Annotated in this window: 31 protein-coding genes; 30 read left to right on the top strand and 1 reads right to left on the bottom strand. The window is 59.8% G+C overall.

All coding sequences use genetic code 11. From position 1 onward, the window contains the following. Window positions 1–46 precede the first annotated feature (46 nt). Complete coding sequence (locus C8J33_RS05745) at window positions 47–343, bottom strand: transcriptional regulator (RefSeq protein ID WP_092933395.1); 297 nt, start codon at window positions 341–343, stop codon at window positions 47–49. 548 nt (window positions 344–891) lie between these two features. Here C8J33_RS05745 and rpsL point away from each other — a divergent pair. The 30 genes from rpsL to C8J33_RS05595 all read left to right on the top strand — a co-directional run bounded on the left by rpsL (window position 892) and on the right by C8J33_RS05595 (window position 20,074). Then, window positions 892–1,263, top strand: coding sequence for a 30S ribosomal protein S12 (gene rpsL / locus C8J33_RS05740; RefSeq protein WP_003507760.1), 372 nt, complete (start codon window positions 892–894; stop codon window positions 1,261–1,263). 57 nt (window positions 1,264–1,320) lie between these two features. Further along, a complete protein-coding gene (gene rpsG, locus C8J33_RS05735) occupies window positions 1,321–1,791 on the top strand; it encodes a 30S ribosomal protein S7 (RefSeq protein ID WP_018325882.1) in 471 nt (156 codons plus the stop codon). A 30-nt stretch (window positions 1,792–1,821) separates the two neighbouring features. Continuing rightward, window positions 1,822–3,921 carry an elongation factor G gene (fusA, locus tag C8J33_RS05730; protein WP_132663419.1) on the top strand — a complete coding sequence of 700 codons (2,100 nt, stop codon included), beginning with the start codon at window positions 1,822–1,824 and terminating at the stop codon, window positions 3,919–3,921. A 69-nt stretch (window positions 3,922–3,990) separates the two neighbouring features. Then, window positions 3,991–5,166: an elongation factor Tu gene (gene tuf, locus C8J33_RS05725; protein ID WP_092933380.1), complete on the top strand. Its 1,176-nt coding sequence runs from the start codon at window positions 3,991–3,993 to the stop codon at window positions 5,164–5,166. A gap of 140 nt (window positions 5,167–5,306) precedes the next feature. Further along, on the top strand, window positions 5,307–5,615 hold the full coding sequence (rpsJ, locus tag C8J33_RS05720; protein WP_003507767.1) for a 30S ribosomal protein S10: 309 nt from the start codon (window positions 5,307–5,309) through the stop codon (window positions 5,613–5,615). A gap of 173 nt (window positions 5,616–5,788) precedes the next feature. After that, entirely contained in the window at window positions 5,789–6,484 is a 696-nt protein-coding gene (gene rplC, locus C8J33_RS05715; protein WP_062468299.1) for a 50S ribosomal protein L3, read from the top strand. After that, on the top strand, window positions 6,484–7,104 hold the full coding sequence (rplD, locus tag C8J33_RS05710) for a 50S ribosomal protein L4 (RefSeq protein WP_092933399.1): 621 nt from the start codon (window positions 6,484–6,486) through the stop codon (window positions 7,102–7,104). The genes rplC and rplD overlap by 1 nt, the downstream gene beginning before the upstream one ends. Next, window positions 7,101–7,394 (top strand): 50S ribosomal protein L23, encoded by a 294-nt coding sequence (locus C8J33_RS05705; RefSeq protein WP_062468296.1) that lies wholly within the window; start codon window positions 7,101–7,103, stop codon window positions 7,392–7,394. Before rplD ends, C8J33_RS05705 begins: the two co-directional genes overlap by 4 nt. A 59-nt stretch (window positions 7,395–7,453) precedes the next feature. After that, window positions 7,454–8,290 carry a 50S ribosomal protein L2 gene (rplB, locus tag C8J33_RS05700; protein ID WP_110798746.1) on the top strand — a complete coding sequence of 279 codons (837 nt, stop codon included), beginning with the start codon at window positions 7,454–7,456 and terminating at the stop codon, window positions 8,288–8,290. A 16-nt stretch (window positions 8,291–8,306) separates the two neighbouring features. Continuing rightward, a complete protein-coding gene (gene rpsS / locus C8J33_RS05695; protein WP_092933401.1) occupies window positions 8,307–8,585 on the top strand; it encodes a 30S ribosomal protein S19 in 279 nt (92 codons plus the stop codon). 2 nt (window positions 8,586–8,587) lie between these two features. Continuing rightward, the gene (rplV, locus tag C8J33_RS05690) at window positions 8,588–8,977 is read left to right on the top strand and encodes a 50S ribosomal protein L22 (protein ID WP_092933403.1); all 390 of its coding nucleotides are present in this window, start codon (window positions 8,588–8,590) and stop codon (window positions 8,975–8,977) included. Continuing rightward, window positions 8,977–9,708, top strand: a complete 732-nt coding sequence (gene rpsC / locus C8J33_RS05685) for a 30S ribosomal protein S3 (RefSeq protein ID WP_062468290.1) — start codon at window positions 8,977–8,979, stop codon at window positions 9,706–9,708. Before rplV ends, rpsC begins: the two co-directional genes overlap by 1 nt. 38 nt (window positions 9,709–9,746) lie before the next feature. Then, a complete protein-coding gene (gene rplP / locus C8J33_RS05680) occupies window positions 9,747–10,160 on the top strand; it encodes a 50S ribosomal protein L16 (RefSeq protein ID WP_062601052.1) in 414 nt (137 codons plus the stop codon). 11 nt (window positions 10,161–10,171) lie between these two features. After that, entirely contained in the window at window positions 10,172–10,372 is a 201-nt protein-coding gene (rpmC, locus tag C8J33_RS05675) for a 50S ribosomal protein L29 (protein ID WP_092933405.1), read from the top strand. Window positions 10,373–10,384: 12 nt separating this feature from the next. Beyond that, window positions 10,385–10,621 (top strand): 30S ribosomal protein S17, encoded by a 237-nt coding sequence (gene rpsQ, locus C8J33_RS05670; RefSeq protein WP_062596579.1) that lies wholly within the window; start codon window positions 10,385–10,387, stop codon window positions 10,619–10,621. Window positions 10,622–11,063: 442 nt separating this feature from the next. Next, window positions 11,064–11,432: a 50S ribosomal protein L14 gene (gene rplN, locus C8J33_RS05665; RefSeq protein ID WP_062468282.1), complete on the top strand. Its 369-nt coding sequence runs from the start codon at window positions 11,064–11,066 to the stop codon at window positions 11,430–11,432. 13 nt (window positions 11,433–11,445) lie between these two features. Further along, window positions 11,446–11,748 carry a 50S ribosomal protein L24 gene (gene rplX / locus C8J33_RS05660; protein WP_062596578.1) on the top strand — a complete coding sequence of 101 codons (303 nt, stop codon included), beginning with the start codon at window positions 11,446–11,448 and terminating at the stop codon, window positions 11,746–11,748. Beyond that, window positions 11,748–12,308 (top strand): 50S ribosomal protein L5, encoded by a 561-nt coding sequence (gene rplE, locus C8J33_RS05655; protein WP_110798747.1) that lies wholly within the window; start codon window positions 11,748–11,750, stop codon window positions 12,306–12,308. Before rplX ends, rplE begins: the two co-directional genes overlap by 1 nt. A 31-nt stretch (window positions 12,309–12,339) precedes the next feature. After that, window positions 12,340–12,645 carry a 30S ribosomal protein S14 gene (gene rpsN, locus C8J33_RS05650; protein WP_062596576.1) on the top strand — a complete coding sequence of 102 codons (306 nt, stop codon included), beginning with the start codon at window positions 12,340–12,342 and terminating at the stop codon, window positions 12,643–12,645. 12 nt (window positions 12,646–12,657) lie between these two features. Beyond that, window positions 12,658–13,056 (top strand): 30S ribosomal protein S8, encoded by a 399-nt coding sequence (gene rpsH, locus C8J33_RS05645; protein ID WP_062468274.1) that lies wholly within the window; start codon window positions 12,658–12,660, stop codon window positions 13,054–13,056. A gap of 42 nt (window positions 13,057–13,098) precedes the next feature. After that, window positions 13,099–13,632: a 50S ribosomal protein L6 gene (gene rplF / locus C8J33_RS05640; RefSeq protein ID WP_110798748.1), complete on the top strand. Its 534-nt coding sequence runs from the start codon at window positions 13,099–13,101 to the stop codon at window positions 13,630–13,632. A 12-nt stretch (window positions 13,633–13,644) separates the two neighbouring features. Then, window positions 13,645–14,007: a 50S ribosomal protein L18 gene (gene rplR, locus C8J33_RS05635; RefSeq protein WP_062468270.1), complete on the top strand. Its 363-nt coding sequence runs from the start codon at window positions 13,645–13,647 to the stop codon at window positions 14,005–14,007. Between the two features lie 192 nt (window positions 14,008–14,199). Then, window positions 14,200–14,769, top strand: a complete 570-nt coding sequence (rpsE, locus tag C8J33_RS05630; protein WP_062468268.1) for a 30S ribosomal protein S5 — start codon at window positions 14,200–14,202, stop codon at window positions 14,767–14,769. A gap of 13 nt (window positions 14,770–14,782) precedes the next feature. After that, a complete protein-coding gene (rpmD, locus tag C8J33_RS05625; protein ID WP_062596574.1) occupies window positions 14,783–14,983 on the top strand; it encodes a 50S ribosomal protein L30 in 201 nt (66 codons plus the stop codon). Between the two features lie 13 nt (window positions 14,984–14,996). Further along, complete coding sequence (gene rplO, locus C8J33_RS05620; protein WP_110729611.1) at window positions 14,997–15,479, top strand: 50S ribosomal protein L15; 483 nt, start codon at window positions 14,997–14,999, stop codon at window positions 15,477–15,479. Between the two features lie 316 nt (window positions 15,480–15,795). Continuing rightward, window positions 15,796–17,136 carry a preprotein translocase subunit SecY gene (gene secY / locus C8J33_RS05615; protein WP_132449306.1) on the top strand — a complete coding sequence of 447 codons (1,341 nt, stop codon included), beginning with the start codon at window positions 15,796–15,798 and terminating at the stop codon, window positions 17,134–17,136. Further along, on the top strand, window positions 17,133–17,729 hold the full coding sequence (locus C8J33_RS05610; protein WP_132663418.1) for an adenylate kinase: 597 nt from the start codon (window positions 17,133–17,135) through the stop codon (window positions 17,727–17,729). The genes secY and C8J33_RS05610 overlap by 4 nt, the downstream gene beginning before the upstream one ends. Before the next feature lie 242 nt (window positions 17,730–17,971). Next, window positions 17,972–18,340, top strand: coding sequence for a 30S ribosomal protein S13 (gene rpsM / locus C8J33_RS05605; protein WP_062596570.1), 369 nt, complete (start codon window positions 17,972–17,974; stop codon window positions 18,338–18,340). A gap of 233 nt (window positions 18,341–18,573) precedes the next feature. Then, a complete protein-coding gene (gene rpsK / locus C8J33_RS05600; protein WP_062468256.1) occupies window positions 18,574–18,963 on the top strand; it encodes a 30S ribosomal protein S11 in 390 nt (129 codons plus the stop codon). 100 nt (window positions 18,964–19,063) lie between these two features. Further along, entirely contained in the window at window positions 19,064–20,074 is a 1,011-nt protein-coding gene (locus tag C8J33_RS05595; protein WP_110729614.1) for a DNA-directed RNA polymerase subunit alpha, read from the top strand. The last annotated feature ends 107 nt before the right edge of the window (window positions 20,075–20,181 follow it).

Raw genomic sequence — 20,181 nt, 5'->3', positions numbered from 1 at the left:
GTTTAGAAGTCTCAGAAGGTGAGGGCGGTTCAGCTTCTGGGCGCGGTCAGTTGAACCGGATGATCGCCACTTCGCCTTCCAGCGCACCCTTGTAAGCGGACGCATGCGGCTCGTCCTCCGGCACGCCTTCGAGCATGCCGATCTGGTCCAGATCTGCCTCGAGGAAGCCTTCCTCGGCCAGGGCGTTCAGAGCTTCGCGGACAGCGGAGTCGTCGTCGGCAGCGCGGAGCACCACATGGATATCGACACCTTCGCCGCCACCGTCCTCTTCGAAGGCCTTGCCGATGATGATGAAGACCATGGGATCGTCGGAATTGTTGTCGTTGTCGGGCAGGACCGTCATGGAGACTCCTCTTGTCGGGTCTTTGAAAATGCGGCAATGAGCGCCGATGAAGTGATCTATATCAAAAGCGGCAGCCCCGACAATTCGTTCCCGCAGCATCTTTGAGCGGAAGCGATTCTTTCTGCAAGCTGTTGCCGATTCTCATGATGGGCGTCCGTCTGCGGCTCGGGACTCTACAGCGCAGCCGATCGAGAAGCGCCGGAAACCCCGCATTTGCAGGCTTTCGGGCCCAGAGGAGGGGAGAATCTTTAGGATTTGCCCTTGACGCACGGGGGGTAAAACAGTACACCCCGCCTCATCGGAGCCCATGTGAGGCTGGCTGGTTCGGAACGACACGTTCTGGAGTTCGCCTCAAACAGGGTTCAAACGCACGCTGAAGACCAAGAATGCTGCACGCAAGACGCCTGAAACGGCGTCCTCTGCTTTTCATGGGGCATCTGCTGAAACGCGGATCAGCCCTTGTTCGCGCATTTTCACGCGTACGCAAAAGCCGGAGACGGCGTTGATCCGCCCGAAAGGGTAACGAAGATTTTGCAAGGGATGGTTATATGCCTACCGTAAACCAGCTGATCCGCAAGCCGCGTCAGGCACAGGTCAAGCGCAACAAGGTACCGGCGCTTCAGGAAAATCCGCAGAAGCGCGGCGTCTGCACACGCGTCTACACGACGACCCCGAAGAAGCCGAACTCGGCACTTCGTAAGGTTGCCAAGATCCGTCTGACCAATGGCTTCGAAGTCATCGGCTACATCCCGGGTGAAGGCCACAACCTGCAGGAACACTCCGTCGTGATGATCCGCGGCGGCCGCGTCAAGGACTTGCCCGGCGTTCGCTACCACATCATCCGTGGTGTTCTCGATACCCAGGGTGTCAAGAACCGTAAGCAGCGTCGTTCGAAGTACGGCGCAAAGCGTCCGAAGTAATCGATCACCAGCGCCATTTCGCTGGGTAAACAAAGATAAAGTTGAGAGACGAAACATATGTCCCGTCGCCATAGTGCAGAAAAGCGTGAGATCAACCCGGACCCCAAGTTCGGCGATCTCGTTGTCACCAAGTTCATGAACGCCATCATGCTTCATGGGAAGAAGTCGGTTGCTGAAAACATCGTTTACGGTGCTTTCGATGCCGTTCAGGGCAAGCTGAAGCAGGAGCCGGTCGCCGTGTTCCATTCGGCTCTCGACAACATCGCTCCGCACGTAGAAGTCCGTTCGCGCCGCGTTGGTGGTGCGACGTACCAGGTTCCGGTCGATGTTCGTCCGGAGCGTCGTCAGGCTCTCGCCATCCGCTGGCTCATCGCCGCAGCTCGCAAGCGCAATGAAACGACCATGATCGATCGCCTCTGCGGCGAACTCATGGACGCCGCGAACAATCGCGGTAGCGCAGTGAAGAAGCGCGAAGACACGCACAAGATGGCCGACGCCAACCGCGCTTTCTCGCACTATCGCTGGTAATCGACGTACATTTTCGAAAGGCAGTCCATCATGGCTCGCGAATATAAAATCGAAGACTACCGCAATTTTGGGATCATGGCGCACATCGACGCCGGCAAGACCACGACCACCGAGCGGATTCTTTACTACACAGGCAAGTCGCACAAGATCGGCGAAGTGCACGACGGCGCTGCCACCATGGACTGGATGGAGCAGGAGCAGGAACGCGGCATCACCATCACGTCCGCTGCGACCACGACCTACTGGAAGGGTCGCGACGGCATCATGCGTCGCTTCAACATCATCGACACTCCCGGCCACGTCGACTTCACCATTGAAGTCGAGCGTTCGCTGCGCGTTCTCGACGGTGCAATCGCTCTTCTCGACGCCAACGCCGGCGTAGAGCCGCAGACAGAAACCGTCTGGCGCCAGGCTGAGAAGTACAACGTTCCGCGCATGATCTTCTGCAACAAGATGGACAAGACGGGCGCTGACTTCTATCGCTCGGTGTCCATGATCAAGTCGCGTCTCGGCGCGATCCCGGTCGTCATGCAGCTCCCGATCGGTGCGGAAACTGAATTCAAGGGCGTCATCGACCTGATCGAGATGAACGCTCTCGTTTGGCGCGACGAATCGCTCGGTGCGATGTGGGATGTGACCGAAATCCCGGACGACATGAAGGAAAAGGCTCAGGAATATCGCGAGCTCCTGATCGAGACGGTTGTCGATATCGACGAAGAAGCAATGGAAAACTACCTGAACGGTGTCATGCCCGACAACGATCAGATCCGTGCGCTCGTTCGTCGCGGCACCATCGACGTCAAGTTCCACCCGATGTTCTGTGGCACTGCCTTCAAGAACAAGGGCGTTCAGCCCCTGCTCGACGCCGTCTGCGACTACCTGCCGTCGCCGGCTGATATCCCTGCAATCAAGGGTATCGACGTCAAGACGGAAGCCGAAATCGAGCGTCATGCAACGGACGAAGAGCCTTTGTCCATGCTCGCGTTCAAGATCATGAACGACCCCTTCGTCGGTTCGCTCACCTTCGCCCGCATCTATTCCGGCAAGCTCGAAAAGGGCACGTCGGTCATGAACACGGTCAAGGAAAAGCGCGAGCGCGTCGGCCGTATGCTTCAGATGCATTCCAACTCGCGTGAAGACATCGAAGAAGCCTTTGCTGGCGACATCGTCGCTCTCGCAGGCCTCAAGGAAACCACGACGGGTGACACGCTCTGCGATCCCCTGAAGCAGGTCATCCTTGAGCGTATGGAATTCCCCGAGCCGGTCATCCAGATCGCCATCGAGCCGAAGTCCAAGGGCGACCAGGAAAAGATGGGCCTCGCACTCAATCGCCTCGCAGCCGAAGACCCGTCGTTCCGCGTCAAGACGGACGAAGAATCCGGCCAGACGATCATCGCCGGCATGGGCGAACTTCACCTCGACATTCTCGTTGACCGCATGCGTCGCGAGTTCAAGGTCGAAGCCAACGTCGGTGCTCCGCAGGTTGCTTATCGTGAAACCATCACGAAGAAGCACGAGGAAGACTACACGCACAAGAAGCAGTCCGGTGGTACCGGCCAGTTCGCGCGCGTCAAGATCGTCTTCGAACCCAACCCGGATGGCGACGAGTTCAAGTTCGAGTCCAAGATCGTCGGTGGTTCCATTCCGAAGGAATACATCCCCGGCGTTCAGAAGGGCATCGAAAGCGTTCTGTCTTCCGGCCCGCTGGCTGGCTTCCCGATGCTCGGCGTCAAGGCGACGCTCATCGACGGTGCCTTCCACGACGTCGACTCCTCGGTCCTCGCCTTCGAAATCGCATCGCGTGCCTGCTTCCGTGAAGCATCGCGCAAGGCCGGCGCTCAGCTGCTCGAGCCGATGATGAAGGTCGAAGTCGTCACCCCGGAAGATTACGTCGGCGACGTCATCGGCGACCTGAACTCTCGTCGTGGTCAGATCCAGGGCCAGGAAAGCCGCGGTATCGCCGTCGTGATCGCTGCCAACGTGCCGCTGGCCAACATGTTCAAGTACGTCGACAACCTTCGCTCCATGAGCCAGGGCCGCGCGCAGTACTCGATGGTCTTCGATCACTACGCACCGGTTCCGTCGAACGTCGCGACCGAAATCCAGGCGAAGTACTCCGGTCAGAAGTGACCGGAGCTTGACTGACGCCCGTTAAAACAGAATTGAACCCCGCAAGGGGCCACAGATGGAGAGCCGAAAATGGCAAAGAGCAAGTTTGAACGCAACAAGCCGCACGTGAACATCGGAACGATCGGTCACGTCGACCATGGCAAGACGTCGCTGACGGCAGCGATCACAAAGTACTTCGGCGAATACAAGGCGTACGACCAGATCGACGCCGCTCCGGAAGAAAAGGCCCGCGGCATCACCATCTCGACGGCACACGTCGAATATGAGACGCCGGCTCGCCACTACGCGCACGTCGACTGCCCCGGCCACGCCGACTACGTCAAGAACATGATCACCGGTGCGGCGCAGATGGACGGCGCGATCCTCGTCTGCTCGGCAGCCGACGGCCCGATGCCCCAGACCCGCGAGCACATCCTGCTCGCCCGTCAGGTCGGCGTTCCCGCGATCGTCGTGTTTCTCAACAAGGTCGACCAGGTTGACGACGCCGAGCTTCTCGAGCTCGTCGAGCTGGAAGTTCGCGAACTGCTGTCGTCCTACGACTTCCCCGGCGACGACATTCCGATCGTCAAGGGCTCGGCTCTGGCCGCTCTGGAAGATTCGGACAAGAAGATCGGCGAAGACGCGATCCGCGAACTGATGGCCGCTGTCGATGCGTACATCCCGACGCCTGAGCGTCCGATCAACATGCCGTTCCTGATGCCGATCGAAGACGTGTTCTCGATCTCGGGTCGTGGTACGGTCGTGACCGGTCGCGTCGAGCGCGGCATCGTCAAGGTCGGTGAAGAAGTCGAGATCGTCGGCATCCGTGCGACGTCGAAGACCACCGTCACCGGCGTCGAAATGTTCCGCAAGCTGCTCGATCAGGGCCAGGCCGGCGACAACATCGGTGCTCTCGTCCGCGGCGTCACGCGTGACGGCGTCGAGCGTGGCCAGATCCTGTGCAAGCCGGGCTCTGTCAAGCCGCACAAGAAGTTCATGGCTGAAGCCTACATCCTGACGAAGGAAGAAGGCGGTCGTCATACGCCGTTCTTCACCAACTACCGTCCGCAGTTCTACTTCCGCACGACGGACGTGACGGGCATCGTGACGCTTCCGGAAGGCACGGAAATGGTCATGCCCGGCGACAACGTTACCGTTGCTGTCGAGCTGATCGTTCCGATCGCGATGGAAGAAAAGCTGCGCTTCGCGATCCGCGAAGGCGGCCGTACCGTCGGCGCCGGCATCGTGGCTTCGATCGTCGAGTAATCAGCGGCTAGGCCGTTGACCTAGCAGGAACCGGGCGCTAACAACCCGGTTCCTGCGCTTTTTGACAAGACGCGGCCGACCGTAACAATTGAAGATTTGGCGTATGGCCAGTTGCCCATACGAAAAAAAGGACTAGTCGAATGAACGGCCAGAATATCCGCATCCGCCTGAAGGCGTTTGATCACCGGATCCTCGATGCCTCCACGCGTGAAATCGTGTCGACGGCCAAGCGTACGGGCGCCAGCGTCCGTGGCCCCGTGCCGCTGCCCACGCGTATCGAAAAGTTCACGGTCAACCGGTCGCCCCACGTCGACAAGAAGAGCCGCGAACAGTTCGAGATGCGCACGCACAAGCGTCTTCTCGATATCGTCGATCCGACCCCCCAGACGGTCGATGCCCTGATGAAGCTCGATCTGGCCGCCGGCGTCGACGTCGAGATCAAGCTCTAAAGGCCCCTCCCGGAACGCTTCGGACCGGGTGGATATAACAAGGAAGGTACGTGGACATTCCGTCCAACGACTTCCAGAAACGGGTGACCAATGGCGCGAATGCCGGATGGAAGCCTTGAACAAAGAGGCTGAAGGGGTTTTCCCCGACAGGGACTCTGAAGAGGAATGAACCGATGCGTTCAGGTGTGATTGCACAGAAAGTGGGAATGACCCGGGTCTACAACGACGCCGGCGAGCACATTCCAGTGACCGTGTTGCGGATGGAAAACTGCCAGGTGGTAGGCCAGCGCACGGAAGAAAAGAACGGCTACGTCGCCGTGCAGCTCGGCGCAGGCCAGGCCAAGGTCAAGAACACGCCGAAGGCGATGCGCGGCCACTTCGCCGCTGCAAACGTCGAGCCGAAGGCCAAGCTCGTCGAATTCCGGGTGACCTCGGAAAACCTGATCGACGTCGGCTCCGAGCTGACGGCAAGCCACTTCGTCACCGGCCAGCTGGTTGACGTCACCGGCACCTCGATCGGTAAGGGCTTTGCTGGCGCCATGAAGCGCCACAACTTCGGCGGTCTGCGTGCAACGCACGGCGTTTCGGTCTCGCACCGTTCGCATGGTTCGACCGGTTCCAACCAGGATCCGGGCCGCGTCTGGAAGGGCAAGCGCATGGCTGGTCACATGGGCCAGACGCGCATCACTACCCAGAACCTCGAAGTCGTATCCACCGATGAAGACCGCGGTCTGATCCTCGTCAAGGGTGCCGTACCCGGCTCCAAGGGCTCCTGGATCGTCGTCCGCGACGCCATCAAGGCCGGCATCCCGGAAAACGCTCCGCGTCCGGCCGGCGTCCGCGCAGCAGCACATGAGGGAGCCGAATAATGGATCTCACCGTCACCACACTGGATGGTAAGGACGCAGGCACGGTTTCCCTGTCCGACGCCATCTTCGGCCTTGATGTCCGCAAGGACCTGATCGCCCGCGTCATCCGCTGGCAGCTCGCCAAGAAGCAGCAGGGCACGCACAAGACCCTGACGCGCGGCGAAGTTTCCCGCACCGGCGCCAAGATGTACAAGCAGAAGGGTACGGGCCGCGCTCGTCACCATTCCGCACGCGCTCCGCAGTTCCGCGGCGGTGGCAAGGCTCACGGCCCGGTCACGCGCAGCCACGAGCATGACCTTCCCAAGAAGGTTCGCGCGCTCGGCCTGCGTCACGCGCTCTCTGCCAAGCTGAAGGCCGATGAGTTGATCATCATCGACAGCCTGGTTGCGACGGAAGCCAAGACGAAGTCCCTGACCGGTGCATTTGCATCGCTGGGCCTCACCAACGCACTGTTCATCGGCGGGGCCGAGCTCGACAACAACTTCAAGCTCGCTGCCAAGAACATCCCGAACGTGGACGTTCTCCCGATCCAGGGCATCAACGTTTACGACATTCTGCGTCGCGGCAAGCTCGTGCTTTCCAAGGATGCGATCGAGGCTCTGGAGGAGCGGTTCAAGTGACGGATCTTCGCCATTACGATGTGATCCTCTCTCCGTCGATCACGGAAAAATCCACGCTGGTTTCTGAACAGAACCAGATCATCTTCAACGTCGCCAAGGACGCATCGAAGCCGGAAATCAAGGCTGCGATCGAAGCTCTGTTCGGCGTCAAGGTTACGGCAGTGAACACGCTTCTCCGCAAGGGCAAGCTCAAGCGCTTCCGTGGCTTCGCTGGCCGGCAGCGGGATGTCAAGAAGGCGATCGTCACACTTGCTGACGGTCAGTCCATCGACGTCTCCACCGGACTCTAAAGGTTAAACCTAGAGCGGTTTCATAACCCCCGGGTAAAGACCCAAAAGGGAACAAGAAAATGGCATTGAAAAGTTTCAATCCGACGACCCCAAGCCAGCGTCAGCTGGTCATCGTCGACCGTTCTTCGCTCTACAAGGGCAAGCCGGTCAAGTCGCTGACACAGGGTCTCACCAAGAGCGGTGGTCGTAACAACCTCGGCCGTATCACGGCTCGCTTCATTGGCGGCGGTCACAAGCGGACCTACCGTCTGATCGACTTCAAGCGTCGTAAGTTCGACGTTGATGGCACGGTCGAGCGTCTGGAGTACGACCCGAACCGTACGGCGTTCATCGCGCTGATCAAGTACGAAGACGGCACGCAGGCCTACATCATTGCGCCGCAGCGCCTCGCCGTCGGTGACAAGGTCATCGCCTCCGAGAAGGCTGTCGACGTAAAGCCCGGCAACACCATGCCGCTGCAGTTCATCCCGGTCGGCTCCATCATCCACAACGTGGAAATGAAGCCCGGCAAGGGTGGCCAGATGGCGCGCTCGGCAGGCACCTACGTGCAGCTCGTCGGTCGCGACCAGGGCATGGCGATCCTGCGCCTTAACTCCGGCGAACAGCGCCTGGTTCATGCGAGCTGCCTCGCATCGATCGGCGCCGTGTCCAACCCGGATCACGGCAACATCAACGACGGCAAGGCCGGTCGTACGCGCTGGCGCGGCAAGACCCCGCATAACCGCGGTGTCGTCATGAACCCGGTCGACCACCCGCACGGCGGCGGCGAAGGCCGCACCTCGGGCGGCCGCCACCCGGTTTCACCGTGGGGCAAGCCGACCAAGGGCAAGCGCACGCGTTCGAACAAGTCGACCGACAAGTTCATCATGCGTTCGCGCCATCAGCGCAAGAAGTAAGAAGAGGTAGTCACAAATGGCTCGTTCAGTATGGAAAGGTCCGTTCGTCGACGGCTATCTTCTCAAGAAGGCTGAGAAGGTTCGCGAAGGCGGGCGCAATGAGGTCATCAAGATGTGGAGCCGTCGCTCCACCATCTTGCCGCAGTTCGTCGGTCTGACCTTTGGCGTTTACAACGGTTCCAAGCATGTTCCCGTCAATGTCAATGAAGACATGGTCGGTCACAAGTTCGGTGAATTCTCTCCGACCCGGACCTACTACGGTCACGGTGCGGACAAGAAGGCAAAGAGGAAGTAACGATGGGTAAGGCAAAAGCCGAACGTCGGCTGGCGGATAATGAAGCGCAGGCTGTTGCGCGCACGATCCGCGTCAGCCCCCAGAAGCTCAACCTCGTTGCCGCGATGATCCGCGGCAAGAAGGTCGACCGTGCTCTGGCCGAACTTGAATTCTCCCGCAAGCGTATCGCCGGCACGGTCAAGAAGACCCTGGAATCGGCCATCGCAAACGCCGAGAACAACCACGACCTCGACGTCGACTCGCTCGTCGTTGCGGAAGCTTTTGTTGGCAAGTCGATGGTGATGAAGCGCTTCCACGCTCGTGGTCGCGGCCGTGCATCGCGGATCGAAAAGCCGTTTGCACACTTGACGATCATTGTTCGTGAAGTGGAAGCCAAAGGGGAGGCCGCATAATGGGCCAGAAAATTAATCCAATCGGTTTCCGTCTCGGCATCAACCGGACCTGGGATAGCCGTTGGTTCGCTGACAATGCCGAATACGGCAAGCTGCTCCACGAAGACCTGAAGATCCGCAAGTATCTGATGGACGAACTGAAGCAGGCCGGCATCTCGAAGGTCGTCATCGAGCGTCCGCACAAGAAGTGCCGCGTCACGATCCACTCGGCTCGCCCGGGTCTGATCATCGGCAAGAAGGGCGCAGACATCGAAAAGCTGCGTCGCAAGCTGTCGGAAATGACGAACTCGGAAACGCACCTCAACATCGTTGAAGTGCGCAAGCCGGAAGTCGACGCGACGCTCGTCGCTCAGTCGATCGCTCAGCAGCTCGAGCGCCGCGTGGCTTTCCGCCGTGCGATGAAGCGTTCGGTTCAGTCGGCCATGCGTCTGGGTGCCGAAGGCATCAAGATCACCTGCGCCGGCCGCCTGGGTGGCGCCGAAATCGCCCGTACCGAGTGGTATCGCGAAGGTCGCGTTCCGCTTCACACGCTGCGCGCCGACATCGACTACGGTGTTGCCGAAGCTGTGACGGCCTTCGGCATCTGCGGCATCAAGGTCTGGATCTTCAAGGGCGAAATCCTTGAACACGATCCGATGGCCTCCGAGCGCCGTGCGAGCGAGAGTGACAGTCAGGGTAGTGGTGGACGTGATCGCGATCGCGATCGTGATCGCCGTCGTGAAAACGCGTAACAGTCGCGTTTGGCAGCCAATATCGGAGAATTAAAAAAATGTTGCAGCCAAAGCGTACGAAGTATCGCAAGCAATTCAAGGGCCGCATCAAGGGCGTAGCCAAGGGCGGATCTGATCTTGCTTTCGGCGAATTCGGCTTGAAGTCCTTGGAACCGAACCGCGTCAATGCGCGCGAGATCGAAGCGGCCCGCCGCGCGATCACGCGTCACATGAAGCGTGCCGGCCGCGTTTGGATCCGTGTATTCCCGGACGTTCCGGTTACCGCGAAGCCAACCGAAGTCCGCATGGGTAAGGGTAAGGGCTCCGTCGAATACTGGGCGTGCAAGGTCAAGCCTGGTCGTATGATGTTCGAGATCGATGGCGTCAACGAGGAGCTCGCACGCGAAGCCCTTCGTCTTGGTGCTGCGAAACTCTCCGTCAAGACGCGCTTCGTTCAGCGCATTGCGGAGTAAGGAGAAGCCCCATGAAAACCAATGACGTTCGGGCGCTCAGCGCCGACCAGCTCAACGACGAGCTTGCCAAGCTGAAGAAGGAGCAGTTCAACCTGCGCTTCCAGAAGGCGACCGGCCAGCTTGAAAAGTCGTCGCGCATCAACGAGGTCCGCAAGGACATCGCGCGCATCAAAACAATTGCCCGCCAGAAGGCGGCAGAAGCCAAGGCTTAAGGACCAAGAAAAATGCCGAAACGCATTCTGCAGGGCACCGTCGTCTCCGACAAGAACGAGAAGACCGTCGTCGTACGGGTCGAGCGCCGCTTTGCGCATCCGATCCTCCAGAAGACCGTCCGTCGCTCCAAGAAGTACAAGGCGCACGACGAGAAGAACCAGTTCAAGGTCGGCGACCTTGTTTCCATTCAGGAATGCGCGCCGATCTCCAAGGACAAGACCTGGACGGTCATTTCCGCCCAGGCCTAATTCTACCAGACGTCACGCCGATGGCGCCGCGCAGTGTCGCAAGACACGGAAGCGCGGCGTCTTCGTAAGATCGAGGGTCGTCCTGCTTCTGGCCAATTCGGCTCGGGTTTGGGACGTCGCCTCTTGTAATCGGCGAGAATCTCTGTAAGAAGCAGCCACGGAACGCTCGGGGTTACGAGCGTTCTTTTGCTTTGAGCGCACGGAAGGTCCTGTCTTCAGGAAACCACCCTGGCAAGACCGATCCCGCGCTGTCGCATCATGTCCCGCCTGCTTCTCCCGAGAGGCGAGGGACTGGGAATGCCATTGAAAGCATTGTGGCGTGCCGCCCTTCGCAAGAGGGTGCAGCGCGCCGCATGCAAATTTTCATAAGCCGGAACAGGGGGCTCTCTTTCACGATGAGGAGATCCCAACCGGTTCGGTCACAACAAGAAGGCGACCTGACATGATTCAGATGCAAACAAACCTCGACGTGGCGGATAATTCCGGCGCACGTCGTGTCATGTGCATCAAGGTGCTGGGCGGCTCCAAGCGCAAGTATGCTTCCGTGGGCGACGTCATCGTCGTTTCCATCAAGGAAGCCATCCCGCGCGGCCGCGTCAAGAAGGGCGATGTGATGAAGGCGGTCGTCGTACGCACCGCCAAGGACATTCGTCGTCCGGACGGCAGCGTCATCCGCTTCGATAACAACGCAGCCGTTCTTATCGACAACAAGAAAGAGCCGATCGGCACCCGTATCTTCGGACCGGTTCCGCGCGAGCTTCGCGCCAAGAACCACATGAAGATCATCTCGCTGGCTCCAGAAGTACTGTAAGGGGCGATTAGAGATGAACAAGATTCGTAAGGGCGACAAGGTCGTCGTACTCGCCGGCAAGGACAAGGGCCGGACCGGCGAAGTTATCCAGGTCATGCCGAAGGACGACAAGGCTGTCGTGCGTGGCGTCAACATGGTGAAGCGTCACCAGCGCCAGACCCAGAGCCAGGAAGCCGGCATCATCAACAAGGAAGCCCCGATCCACCTGTCGAACATCGCGATCGCTGACACGGACGGCAAGGCCACCCGCGTCGGTTTCCGCATCGATGGCGACAAGAAGGTTCGCGTGGCCAAGCGTTCGGGAGATGTTATCTGATGGCTGACACCAAGACCTATGAGCCTCGGCTCAAGAGCGAGTACAACGCTCGCATTCGTCCGGCACTGCGGGAGAAGTTCTCCTACGCCAACGAAATGATGATCCCGAAGCTCGACAAGATCGTCATCAACATGGGCGTGGGCGAAGCGACGGCAGACTCGAAGAAGCCTACGATCGCGGCTGCCGACCTTGCAGCGATCGCCGGCCAGAAGCCGGTTGTCACCAAGGCTCGCACCTCCATCGCCGGCTTCAAGCTGCGCGAAGACATGCCGATCGGCGCAAAGGTTACCCTGCGCGGCGCACGCATGTATGAATTTCTGGACCGCCTGATCAACATCGCGCTTCCGCGCGTTCGCGACTTCCGCGGACTGAACCCGAAATCCTTCGACGGCCGTGGCAACTTCGCCATGGGCGTGAAGGAACACATTGTGTTCCCTGAGATCAACTACGACAAGGTCGATCAGATGTGGGGCATGGACATCATCGTTTGCACGACGGCCACGACGGACGACGAAGCGCGGGCTCTGCTCACAGAGTTCAACTTCCCGTTCCGCCAGTAAGCCGTAACGACAAGCAGAAGGATTACGTTTCATGGCGAAAACGAGCGCAGTTGAAAAGAACAAGCGCCGCCGCAAGCTGGTCACCCAGCAGGCCTCCAAGCGGGCCGAGCTGAAGGCGACCATCATGAACCAGTCTCTTCCGATCGAAGAGCGGTTCAAGGCAACTCTGAAACTGGCAAGCCTGCCGCGTGATGGGTCGAAGACCCGCGTTCGCAACCGTTGCGAAGTCACCGGCCGTCCGCGCGCCTACTACCGGAAGCTGGGAATGTCCCGTATCGCTCTGCGCGAACTGGGCAATTTCGGCAAGATCCCGGGTATCGTGAAGTCGAGCTGGTAAGGAGACGGGCAAATGACAATGACTGATCCCTTGGGCGATATGCTCACCCGTATCCGTAACGGCGCTGCACGCCGCAAGACGAACGTAACGACGCCGGCTTCCAAGCTGCGCGCCCGCGTTCTCGACGTGCTGCAGTCGGAAGGCTACATCCGCGGCTACTCCGAAGTCGATTTCGACAACGGCAAGTCCGAGCTCAACATCGAGCTGAAGTACTACGAAGGCGCGTCGGTGATCCGTGAGATCGGCCGCGTGTCCAAGCCGGGCCGCCGGGTCTATGTCTCGGTAAAGTCCATTCCGCAGGTCGCGAACGGTCTCGGCATCACCATCCTTTCGACTCCGAAGGGTGTGATGGCCGATCACCAGGCTCGTGAACAGAACGTTGGCGGCGAGGTTCTCTGCTCCGTATTCTAATACGGACCAGGGATCTCCAGAACGAACAGACAGGATTGAAACATGTCTCGTATCGGTAAGAAGCCCGTTCAGGTTCCCGCTGGTGTCACCGCGACTGTCGATGGACAGAAGGTGACGGCAAAGGGCCCGAAGGGCGAACTGTTCTTCGTCGCGAACGACGAAGTCACTGTAAAGCTGGAAGACAACGCCGTTGTCGTCGAGCCGGTCAGCCAGTCCAAGGATGCTCGTTCCAAGTGGGGCATGTCCCGCACGATGGTCGAGAACATCCTGAAGGGCGTTAAGGACGGCTTCGAGCGCAAGCTCGAAATCAACGGCGTCGGTTACCGTGCGGCCCTGCAGGGCAAGAACCTGCAGCTGGCACTCGGCTTCAGCCATGACGTCGTCTACCAGACGCCGGAAGGCATCACGATCGCTGTTCCCAAGCCGACGGAAATCGTCGTCACGGGTATCAACAAGCAGCAGGTCGGCCAGGTGGCAGCAGAGATTCGCGAATACCGCGGCCCCGAGCCCTACAAGGGCAAGGGCGTCAAGTACGCGGGCGAGCGGATCATCCGCAAAGAAGGCAAGAAGAAGTAAGGATCACGCGAAATGGCTAGCAGGAAAGATAATCTTGTACGTCGCGCTTCGCGCGTTCGTCGTCAAATCAAGGCGGTCGCCAACGGCCGTCCGCGCCTGTCGGTTCATCGCTCGTCGAAGAACATCTACGCACAGGTCATCGACGATGTCGCTGGCACGACGCTGGCGTCCGCTTCGACGCTCGACACCGGTCTGCGCACGTCTCTGAAGACGGGCGCCGACACGGCAGCAGCTGCTGCCGTCGGCAAGCTCCTCGCGGAGCGTGCATCCGAAGCCGGCGTCAAGGACGTCGTCTTCGATCGTGGCGCCTTCATCTATCATGGCCGTATCAAGGCCCTGGCTGAAGCCGCCCGCGAAGGTGGCCTCAACTTCTAAGTTTGATGAGGAAAGCCGAGAACCGGCTTTCCGAATCTGACGAAGGCAAGTAAGGCTCCCATTTCCACGACGGGCCGGCCCGGTACATCCGGGCCGAAGCCATGTTGGGAATTCGCCGTACTCTCGCAACTTGCGAGGGGCGGCACCGATCAATCTGCCGATTGCACCCGGAAAAGAAAAAGGAAAAGGACAATGGCACAAGAAAGAAGAGGTTCTCGCGACGACCGCCAGAACCGTGAAGAGCGCGACAGCGAATTCGTTGACAAGCTCGTAGCAATCAACCGCGTCGCCAAAGTGGTGAAGGGCGGCCGTCGTTTCGGCTTCGCTGCTCTCGTCGTCGTCGGCGACCAGAAGGGCCGCGTCGGCTTCGGTCATGGCAAGGCACGTGAAGTGCCGGAAGCCATCCGCAAGGCGACAGAAGCTGCCAAGCGCGAACTGATCTTCGTTCCGCTGCGCTCCGGCCGTACCCTGCATCATGACGTTCACGGCCGCCACGGCGCCGGCAAGGTCCTGCTGCGTTCGGCCAAGGCTGGTACCGGCATCATCGCCGGCGGCCCGATGCGCGCTGTTTTCGAAACGCTCGGCATGCACGACGTCGTTGCCAAGTCGACCGGTTCGTCCAACCCCTACAACATGATCCGCGCCACTTTCGATGCTCTGAAGAACCAGATGCACCCGAAGGATATCGCGGCACAGCGCGGCCTCAAGTTCGCCACGCTGCAGGCCCGTCGCGAAGCGGCTGGCGTCACGTCGGAAGAATAAGGGAGTCCGTACGATGGCTACTGAAACCACCGGTAAGACGGTTACTGTCGAGCAGATCGGCAGCCCCATCCGCCGCCCCGCCAGCCAGCGTGCAACGCTGATCGGCCTGGGTCTCAACAAGATGCACCGGGTGCGCACGCTGGAAGACACGCCTTCCGTTCGCGGCATGATCCGGTCCGTCCAGCACCTCGTCCGCGTTATCGACGAGAAGTGAGGGAGATACCATCATGAAGCTGAATGAAATCAGAGACAACGAAGGTGCCACCCATTCGCGCAAGCGTCTGGGTCGTGGTATCGGCTCGGGCTCCGGCAAGACGGCCGGCCGCGGTGTCAAGGGTCAGAAGGCCCGTTCCGGCGTCGCGATCAACGGCTTTGAAGGCGGTCAGATGCCTATCTACCGTCGTCTGCCGAAGCGCGGCTTCAACAACATCTTCCGTTCGGACTTTGTTGTCGTGTCGCTCGGCCGTATCCAGACCGCAATCGACGCCAAGAAGCTCGACGCAACCGCCACGATCGATGCTGCTGCCCTGAAGGCTGCCGGCATCATCCGCCGCGCGCGCGACGGCGTTCGCGTTCTCTCGGACGGCGAACTCACGGGCAAGGTTACGATCGAAGTGGCCGGTGCCTCGCAGTCCGCTGTCGAGAAGATCGAAAAGGCCGGCGGCTCCATCAAGCTGCTGTCTGCCAAGCCGGTCGCTGCCAGCGAATAATCTTGAAGACGGACCGCCCGGGGTGTTACACACCGGGCGGTTTATTGCGTCTGGAGGACGCGCGAGAAGCGCGGGCGAGGCGTAGAGGGCAGGGGAGGTCGGTCGGTTGGCCAGCATCTCCGGGCCGGATCTCCAAAGGCGACTGGACGACATTCCCTTGGTGGATGTGACGATATGCCTGGAGATATCGACAAGCGCATGATTGCTCTTTCAATCGATTTGGTTCTAAGACGTCGTGCAGAAACGTAATTCAAGCTTTTCCGGAGTCGGCCGGGTCTGACGCCGCGGGTTCGGAACTGGCTACGCGGAGAATCGCATGGCTTCTGCAGCGGAACAGCTCGCCTCCAATCTCAATTTCAGAACGTTCGCGAAGGCGGAGGACCTCAAGAAGCGCCTCTGGTTTACGCTCGGCGCGCTGCTGGTCTACCGGCTCGGCACCTATATCCCGCTTCCGGGTCTCAATCCCGATGCGTTCGCCCAGGCATTCCAGGGACAGAGCGGCGGCATCCTCGGCCTTTTCAACATGTTTTCCGGCGGCGCGGTCTCGCGCATGGCGATCTTCGCGCTCGGGATCATGCCCTATATCTCCGCTTCGATCATCGTCCAGCTCATGACCTCGGTCGTTCCCTCGCTGGAGCAGCTGAAGAAGGAAGGCGAGCAGGGCCGCAAGATCATCAACCAGTACACGCGCTACGGCACGGTGCTGCTCGGCCTGCTGCAGGCATACGGCATTGCCGTCGGCCTTGAGAGCGGCAACGGTCTCGTGAACGATCCGGGCTGGTTCTTCCGCATCTCCACCGTCATCTCGCTGCTCGGCGGCACGATGTTCCTGATGTGGCTCGGCGAACAGATCACTTCGCGCGGTATCGGCAACGGTATCTCGCTGATCATCTTCGCTGGCATCGTCGCGCACCTGCCGACGGCCCTTGCCGGTACGCTTGAGCTTGGTCGTACGGGCGCTCTGTCCACGCCACTGATTCTCGGCATCATCATCATGGTCGTCGGCGTTATCGCGCTCATCGTTTTCGTTGAACGCGCGCAGCGCCGCCTGCTGATCCAGTATCCGAAGCGCCAGGTCGGCAACCGCATGTTCCAGGGCGACACGTCGCACCTGCCGCTGAAGCTGAACACGGCCGGCGTCATCCCCGCGATCTTCGCCTCGTCGCTGCTTCTGCTGCCGGCAACGCTGGCAGGCTTCGCAGACAGCGCCACGCTTCCGGGCTGGGCAACCACCATCGTCGGCTCGCTTGCGCACGGACAGCCGCTCTACATGGTGCTCTACGCCGCCATGATCGCGTTCTTTGCCTTCTTCTACACGGCGATCGTGTTCAATCCGAAGGACACGGCCGATAACCTGAAAAAGCACGGTGGCTTCATCCTCGGTATCCGTCCGGGTGAACGCACGGCCGAATACATCGACTACGTCCTGACGCGGATCACCGTCGTTGGCGCGATCTACCTGATCTTCGTCTGCATCCTGCCGGAATTCGTCATCGCGCAGACGGGCGTGCCCTTCTACCTTGGTGGTACATCGCTTTTGATTGTTGTCAGCGTGACGCTTGATACTGTAGCACAGATCCAGGGTCATCTGATCGCTCAGCAGTATGAGGGGCTGATCAAGAAGTCGAAGTTGCGTGGAGGGAAGAGGGGCCGATGAGACTGATATTTTTAGGACCGCCCGGGGCCGGCAAGGGGACGCAGGCCAAGCTTCTGACGGAACGCTTCGGCATTCCCCAGTTGTCGACCGGTGACATGCTACGGGCCGCCGTCGCGGAGGAGAGCGACGTCGGCAAGCGGGCGAAGGCGGTCATGGACGCGGGGCAGCTCGTGTCGGACGAGATCGTCAACGAGATCGTCTCGGATCGCATCGACACTCCCGACTGTGCGAATGGCTTCATTCTGGACGGCTACCCGCGGACGGTTCCGCAGGCGGTCGCCCTCGGGCAGATGCTTGAGGGCAAGGGGCTGAAGTTGGATGCCGTTATAGAGCTCAAGGTCGATGAAGCAGCCCTTCTGCGCCGGATCGAGAATCGAGTCGCAGAAACTTTGGCAGCCGGCGGCAAAGTTCGCTCGGACGACAATCCAGAATCGGTTAAGAAGCGTCTTGTCGAATATCGCGAGAAGACAGCACCGCTTTCGCAGCATTACGCAAAGACCGGAGAGCTGAAAACGCTTGATGGTATGGCGCCTGTGGAAACGGTCACGCGACAGATCAACGAGATTCTTGCTTCGGCTGCGGCCGAAGCCTGACGATACCGGGCGCAAAGCCTTGTTGGACAAGAAAAGGACTGGCCGGGAGTTGACTTTTCCGGCCGATTCCGTCTAAAGACCGCGCTAACTCGCAACATGCAGGGGAATGGCGCGGATTTCACAAGTGAAGTCCGGGCTCGGCATTTGTCCCGTGTTCCGAACGAAAATTGAAACTGACGGCTATTCAAGGCTGCATAGAAGCACCTATTGCCGGATGGCAACTGGAAGCAAGGAGAACAGACGTGGCTCGTATCGCTGGCGTCAACATCCCGACGGCAAAGCGCGTTGTTATCGCGCTCACCTATATTCACGGGATTGGACCGAAATTCGCACAGGAAATCGTCGCAAAGGTCGGTATTCCGGCTGAACGCCGCGTGCATCAGCTCACGGATGCTGAAGTTCTTCAGATCCGCGAAGCCATCGACCGCGAATACCAGGTCGAAGGTGACCTGCGTCGCGAGACGTCGATGAACATCAAGCGTCTGATGGACCTCGGCTGCTACCGCGGCCTGCGTCATCGTCGCTCGCTGCCCGTTCGCGGCCAGCGCACGCACACCAATGCCCGCACCCGCAAGGGCCCGGCAAAGGCGATTGCTGGTAAGAAGAAATAATCTCCCGGAAACGGGGGTGAGGGGGCTGGTGCGAAGCACCGGCCTCTTTTTGGTATGTCGAGGATGGCTGGGCCATCGTTCGGTGGAGCTGCTGGAAATACGGCAGCGTTGATATCGCCGCGATGCCGGGGAGCCCCTGAAGGGTTCCGGCATTGCTGATGAAAGTGGGGAGCATGGCTCCCCGGTGTAGCCGCTGGAATTACGGCGGTGCAGAGATCCGTGAAAGGGTAAACATGGCCAAGGAAGCCACACGCGTACGTCGTCGCGAACGCAAGAATATCTCGACGGGCGTCGCCCACGTGAACTCGTCGTTCAACAATACGATGATCACCATCACCGATGCGCAGGGCAATGCCATTGCATGGTCGTCGGCCGGCTCGAAGGGCTTCAAGGGCTCGCGCAAGTCGACCCCGTTCGCCGCCCAGATCGCCGCTGAAGATGCTGCCAAGAAGGCGCAGGAACACGGCATGAAGACGCTCGAAGTCGAAGTCACCGGCCCGGGTTCCGGCCGTGAGTCGGCTCTGCGCGCTCTGCAGGCCGCCGGCTTCATGATCACGTCCATCCGCGACGTGACGCCGATCCCGCACAATGGTTGCCGTCCGCGCAAGAAGCGCCGCGTCTGATACGCACTCGTCATCAGGTCCGGCGGGAGATCGCTCTCGCCGGCGCTTCAGGGCTCCGTTGCCACGACTGGATGGTGGCAATGAACGGAAGGCAAAACATATGATTCAGAAAAACTGGCAGGAACTGATCAAGCCGAACAAGGTCGAGTTCGCGTCTTCCGGTCGCACCAAGGTTAGCTTGGTCGCGGAACCGCTGGAACGTGGCTTCGGTCTGACCCTCGGCAACGCGCTGCGCCGCGTTCTTCTCTCGTCGCTCCGCGGCGCCGCCGTCACGGCCGTGCAGATCGACGGCGTTCTGCATGAGTTCTCGTCGATCCCGGGTGTTCGCGAAGATGTCACCGACATCGTCCTGAACATCAAGGAGATCGCCATCAAGATGGACGGCGACGATGCCAAGCGCATGGTCGTTCGCAAGCAGGGCCCGGGTGTGGTCACGGCTGGCGATATCCAGACGGTCGGCGACATCGAGATCCTGAACCCGAACCATGTCATCTGCACGCTCGACGAGGGCGCGGAGATCCGCATGGAGTTCACGGTCAACAACGGCAAGGGCTATGTTCCGGCGGATCGCAACCGTTCGGAAGATGCACCGATCGGCCTCATCCCGGTCGACAGCCTCTACTCGCCGGTCAAGAAAGTGTCCTACAAGGTGGAAAACACCCGTGAAGGCCAGGTTCTCGACTACGACAAGCTGTCCATGCAGATCGAAACCGATGGCTCGGTAACGGGCGAAGATGCCGTCGCTTTCGCGGCGCGTATCCTTCAGGACCAGCTCGGCGTCTTCGTCAACTTCGACGAACCGCAGAAGGAAGCTGAAGAAGAAGCCGTTACCGAACTGGCGTTCAACCCGGCGCTGCTAAAGAAGGTCGACGAGCTCGAGCTGTCGGTCCGTTCGGCAAACTGCCTGAAGAACGACAACATCGTCTACATCGGCGACCTCATTCAGAAGACGGAAGCCGAAATGCTCCGGACTCCGAACTTCGGCCGCAAGTCGCTGAACGAAATCAAGGAAGTTCTCGCTTCCATGGGCCTGCACCTCGGCATGGAAGTGCCCGCATGGCCGCCTGAGAACATCGAAGATCTCGCAAAGCGTTACGAAGACCAGTATTGATCGCGGGATGAGGAAAATTGTGAAGCGGTTTTCCGCTCGCATTCCGCGATTTGAACAATAGACAAGGCAGGTCCAAACTCTGCCTTTCCCCGTCAAACAGCAGGCCC

Origin of the sequence: Rhizobium sp. PP-CC-3G-465 (assembly GCF_004343445.1) — a bacterium.
Classification (GTDB): Bacteria; Pseudomonadota; Alphaproteobacteria; order Rhizobiales; family Rhizobiaceae; genus Ferranicluibacter; species Ferranicluibacter rubi.
Note: the sequence above shows the minus strand (reverse complement) of the source record. Positions and strands in the feature narration are given on the sequence as shown.

Bases quoted from the DNA above. Each gene is read 5' to 3' on its own strand.
- rpsN (WP_062596576.1), top strand. From the start codon at position 12,340: ATGGCGAAAACGAGCGCAGTTGAAAAGAACAAGCGCCGCCGCAAGCTG.
- rplP (WP_062601052.1), top strand. From the start codon at position 9,747: ATGTTGCAGCCAAAGCGTACGAAGTATCGCAAGCAATTCAAGGGCCGC.
- rplR (WP_062468270.1), top strand. From the start codon at position 13,645: ATGGCTAGCAGGAAAGATAATCTTGTACGTCGCGCTTCGCGCGTTCGT.
- rpsJ (WP_003507767.1), top strand. From the start codon at position 5,307: ATGAACGGCCAGAATATCCGCATCCGCCTGAAGGCGTTTGATCACCGG.
- fusA (WP_132663419.1), top strand. From the start codon at position 1,822: ATGGCTCGCGAATATAAAATCGAAGACTACCGCAATTTTGGGATCATG.
- rpmD (WP_062596574.1), top strand. From the start codon at position 14,783: ATGGCTACTGAAACCACCGGTAAGACGGTTACTGTCGAGCAGATCGGC.
- rpsK (WP_062468256.1), top strand. From the start codon at position 18,574: ATGGCCAAGGAAGCCACACGCGTACGTCGTCGCGAACGCAAGAATATC.
- secY (WP_132449306.1), top strand. From the start codon at position 15,796: ATGGCTTCTGCAGCGGAACAGCTCGCCTCCAATCTCAATTTCAGAACG.
- rplB (WP_110798746.1), top strand. From the start codon at position 7,454: ATGGCATTGAAAAGTTTCAATCCGACGACCCCAAGCCAGCGTCAGCTG.
- rplC (WP_062468299.1), top strand. From the start codon at position 5,789: ATGCGTTCAGGTGTGATTGCACAGAAAGTGGGAATGACCCGGGTCTAC.
- rplV (WP_092933403.1), top strand. From the start codon at position 8,588: ATGGGTAAGGCAAAAGCCGAACGTCGGCTGGCGGATAATGAAGCGCAG.
- rplX (WP_062596578.1), top strand. From the start codon at position 11,446: ATGAACAAGATTCGTAAGGGCGACAAGGTCGTCGTACTCGCCGGCAAG.
- tuf (WP_092933380.1), top strand. From the start codon at position 3,991: ATGGCAAAGAGCAAGTTTGAACGCAACAAGCCGCACGTGAACATCGGA.
- rpsL (WP_003507760.1), top strand. From the start codon at position 892: ATGCCTACCGTAAACCAGCTGATCCGCAAGCCGCGTCAGGCACAGGTC.
- C8J33_RS05610 (WP_132663418.1), top strand. From the start codon at position 17,133: ATGAGACTGATATTTTTAGGACCGCCCGGGGCCGGCAAGGGGACGCAG.
- rplE (WP_110798747.1), top strand. From the start codon at position 11,748: ATGGCTGACACCAAGACCTATGAGCCTCGGCTCAAGAGCGAGTACAAC.
- rpsE (WP_062468268.1), top strand. From the start codon at position 14,200: ATGGCACAAGAAAGAAGAGGTTCTCGCGACGACCGCCAGAACCGTGAA.
- C8J33_RS05745 (WP_092933395.1), bottom strand. From the start codon at position 343: ATGACGGTCCTGCCCGACAACGACAACAATTCCGACGATCCCATGGTC.
- rpsG (WP_018325882.1), top strand. From the start codon at position 1,321: ATGTCCCGTCGCCATAGTGCAGAAAAGCGTGAGATCAACCCGGACCCC.
- rplN (WP_062468282.1), top strand. From the start codon at position 11,064: ATGATTCAGATGCAAACAAACCTCGACGTGGCGGATAATTCCGGCGCA.
- rplF (WP_110798748.1), top strand. From the start codon at position 13,099: ATGTCTCGTATCGGTAAGAAGCCCGTTCAGGTTCCCGCTGGTGTCACC.
- rpsQ (WP_062596579.1), top strand. From the start codon at position 10,385: ATGCCGAAACGCATTCTGCAGGGCACCGTCGTCTCCGACAAGAACGAG.
- rpsC (WP_062468290.1), top strand. From the start codon at position 8,977: ATGGGCCAGAAAATTAATCCAATCGGTTTCCGTCTCGGCATCAACCGG.
- rpmC (WP_092933405.1), top strand. From the start codon at position 10,172: ATGAAAACCAATGACGTTCGGGCGCTCAGCGCCGACCAGCTCAACGAC.
- rplO (WP_110729611.1), top strand. From the start codon at position 14,997: ATGAAGCTGAATGAAATCAGAGACAACGAAGGTGCCACCCATTCGCGC.
- rplD (WP_092933399.1), top strand. From the start codon at position 6,484: ATGGATCTCACCGTCACCACACTGGATGGTAAGGACGCAGGCACGGTT.
- rpsH (WP_062468274.1), top strand. From the start codon at position 12,658: ATGACAATGACTGATCCCTTGGGCGATATGCTCACCCGTATCCGTAAC.
- rpsS (WP_092933401.1), top strand. From the start codon at position 8,307: ATGGCTCGTTCAGTATGGAAAGGTCCGTTCGTCGACGGCTATCTTCTC.
- C8J33_RS05595 (WP_110729614.1), top strand. From the start codon at position 19,064: ATGATTCAGAAAAACTGGCAGGAACTGATCAAGCCGAACAAGGTCGAG.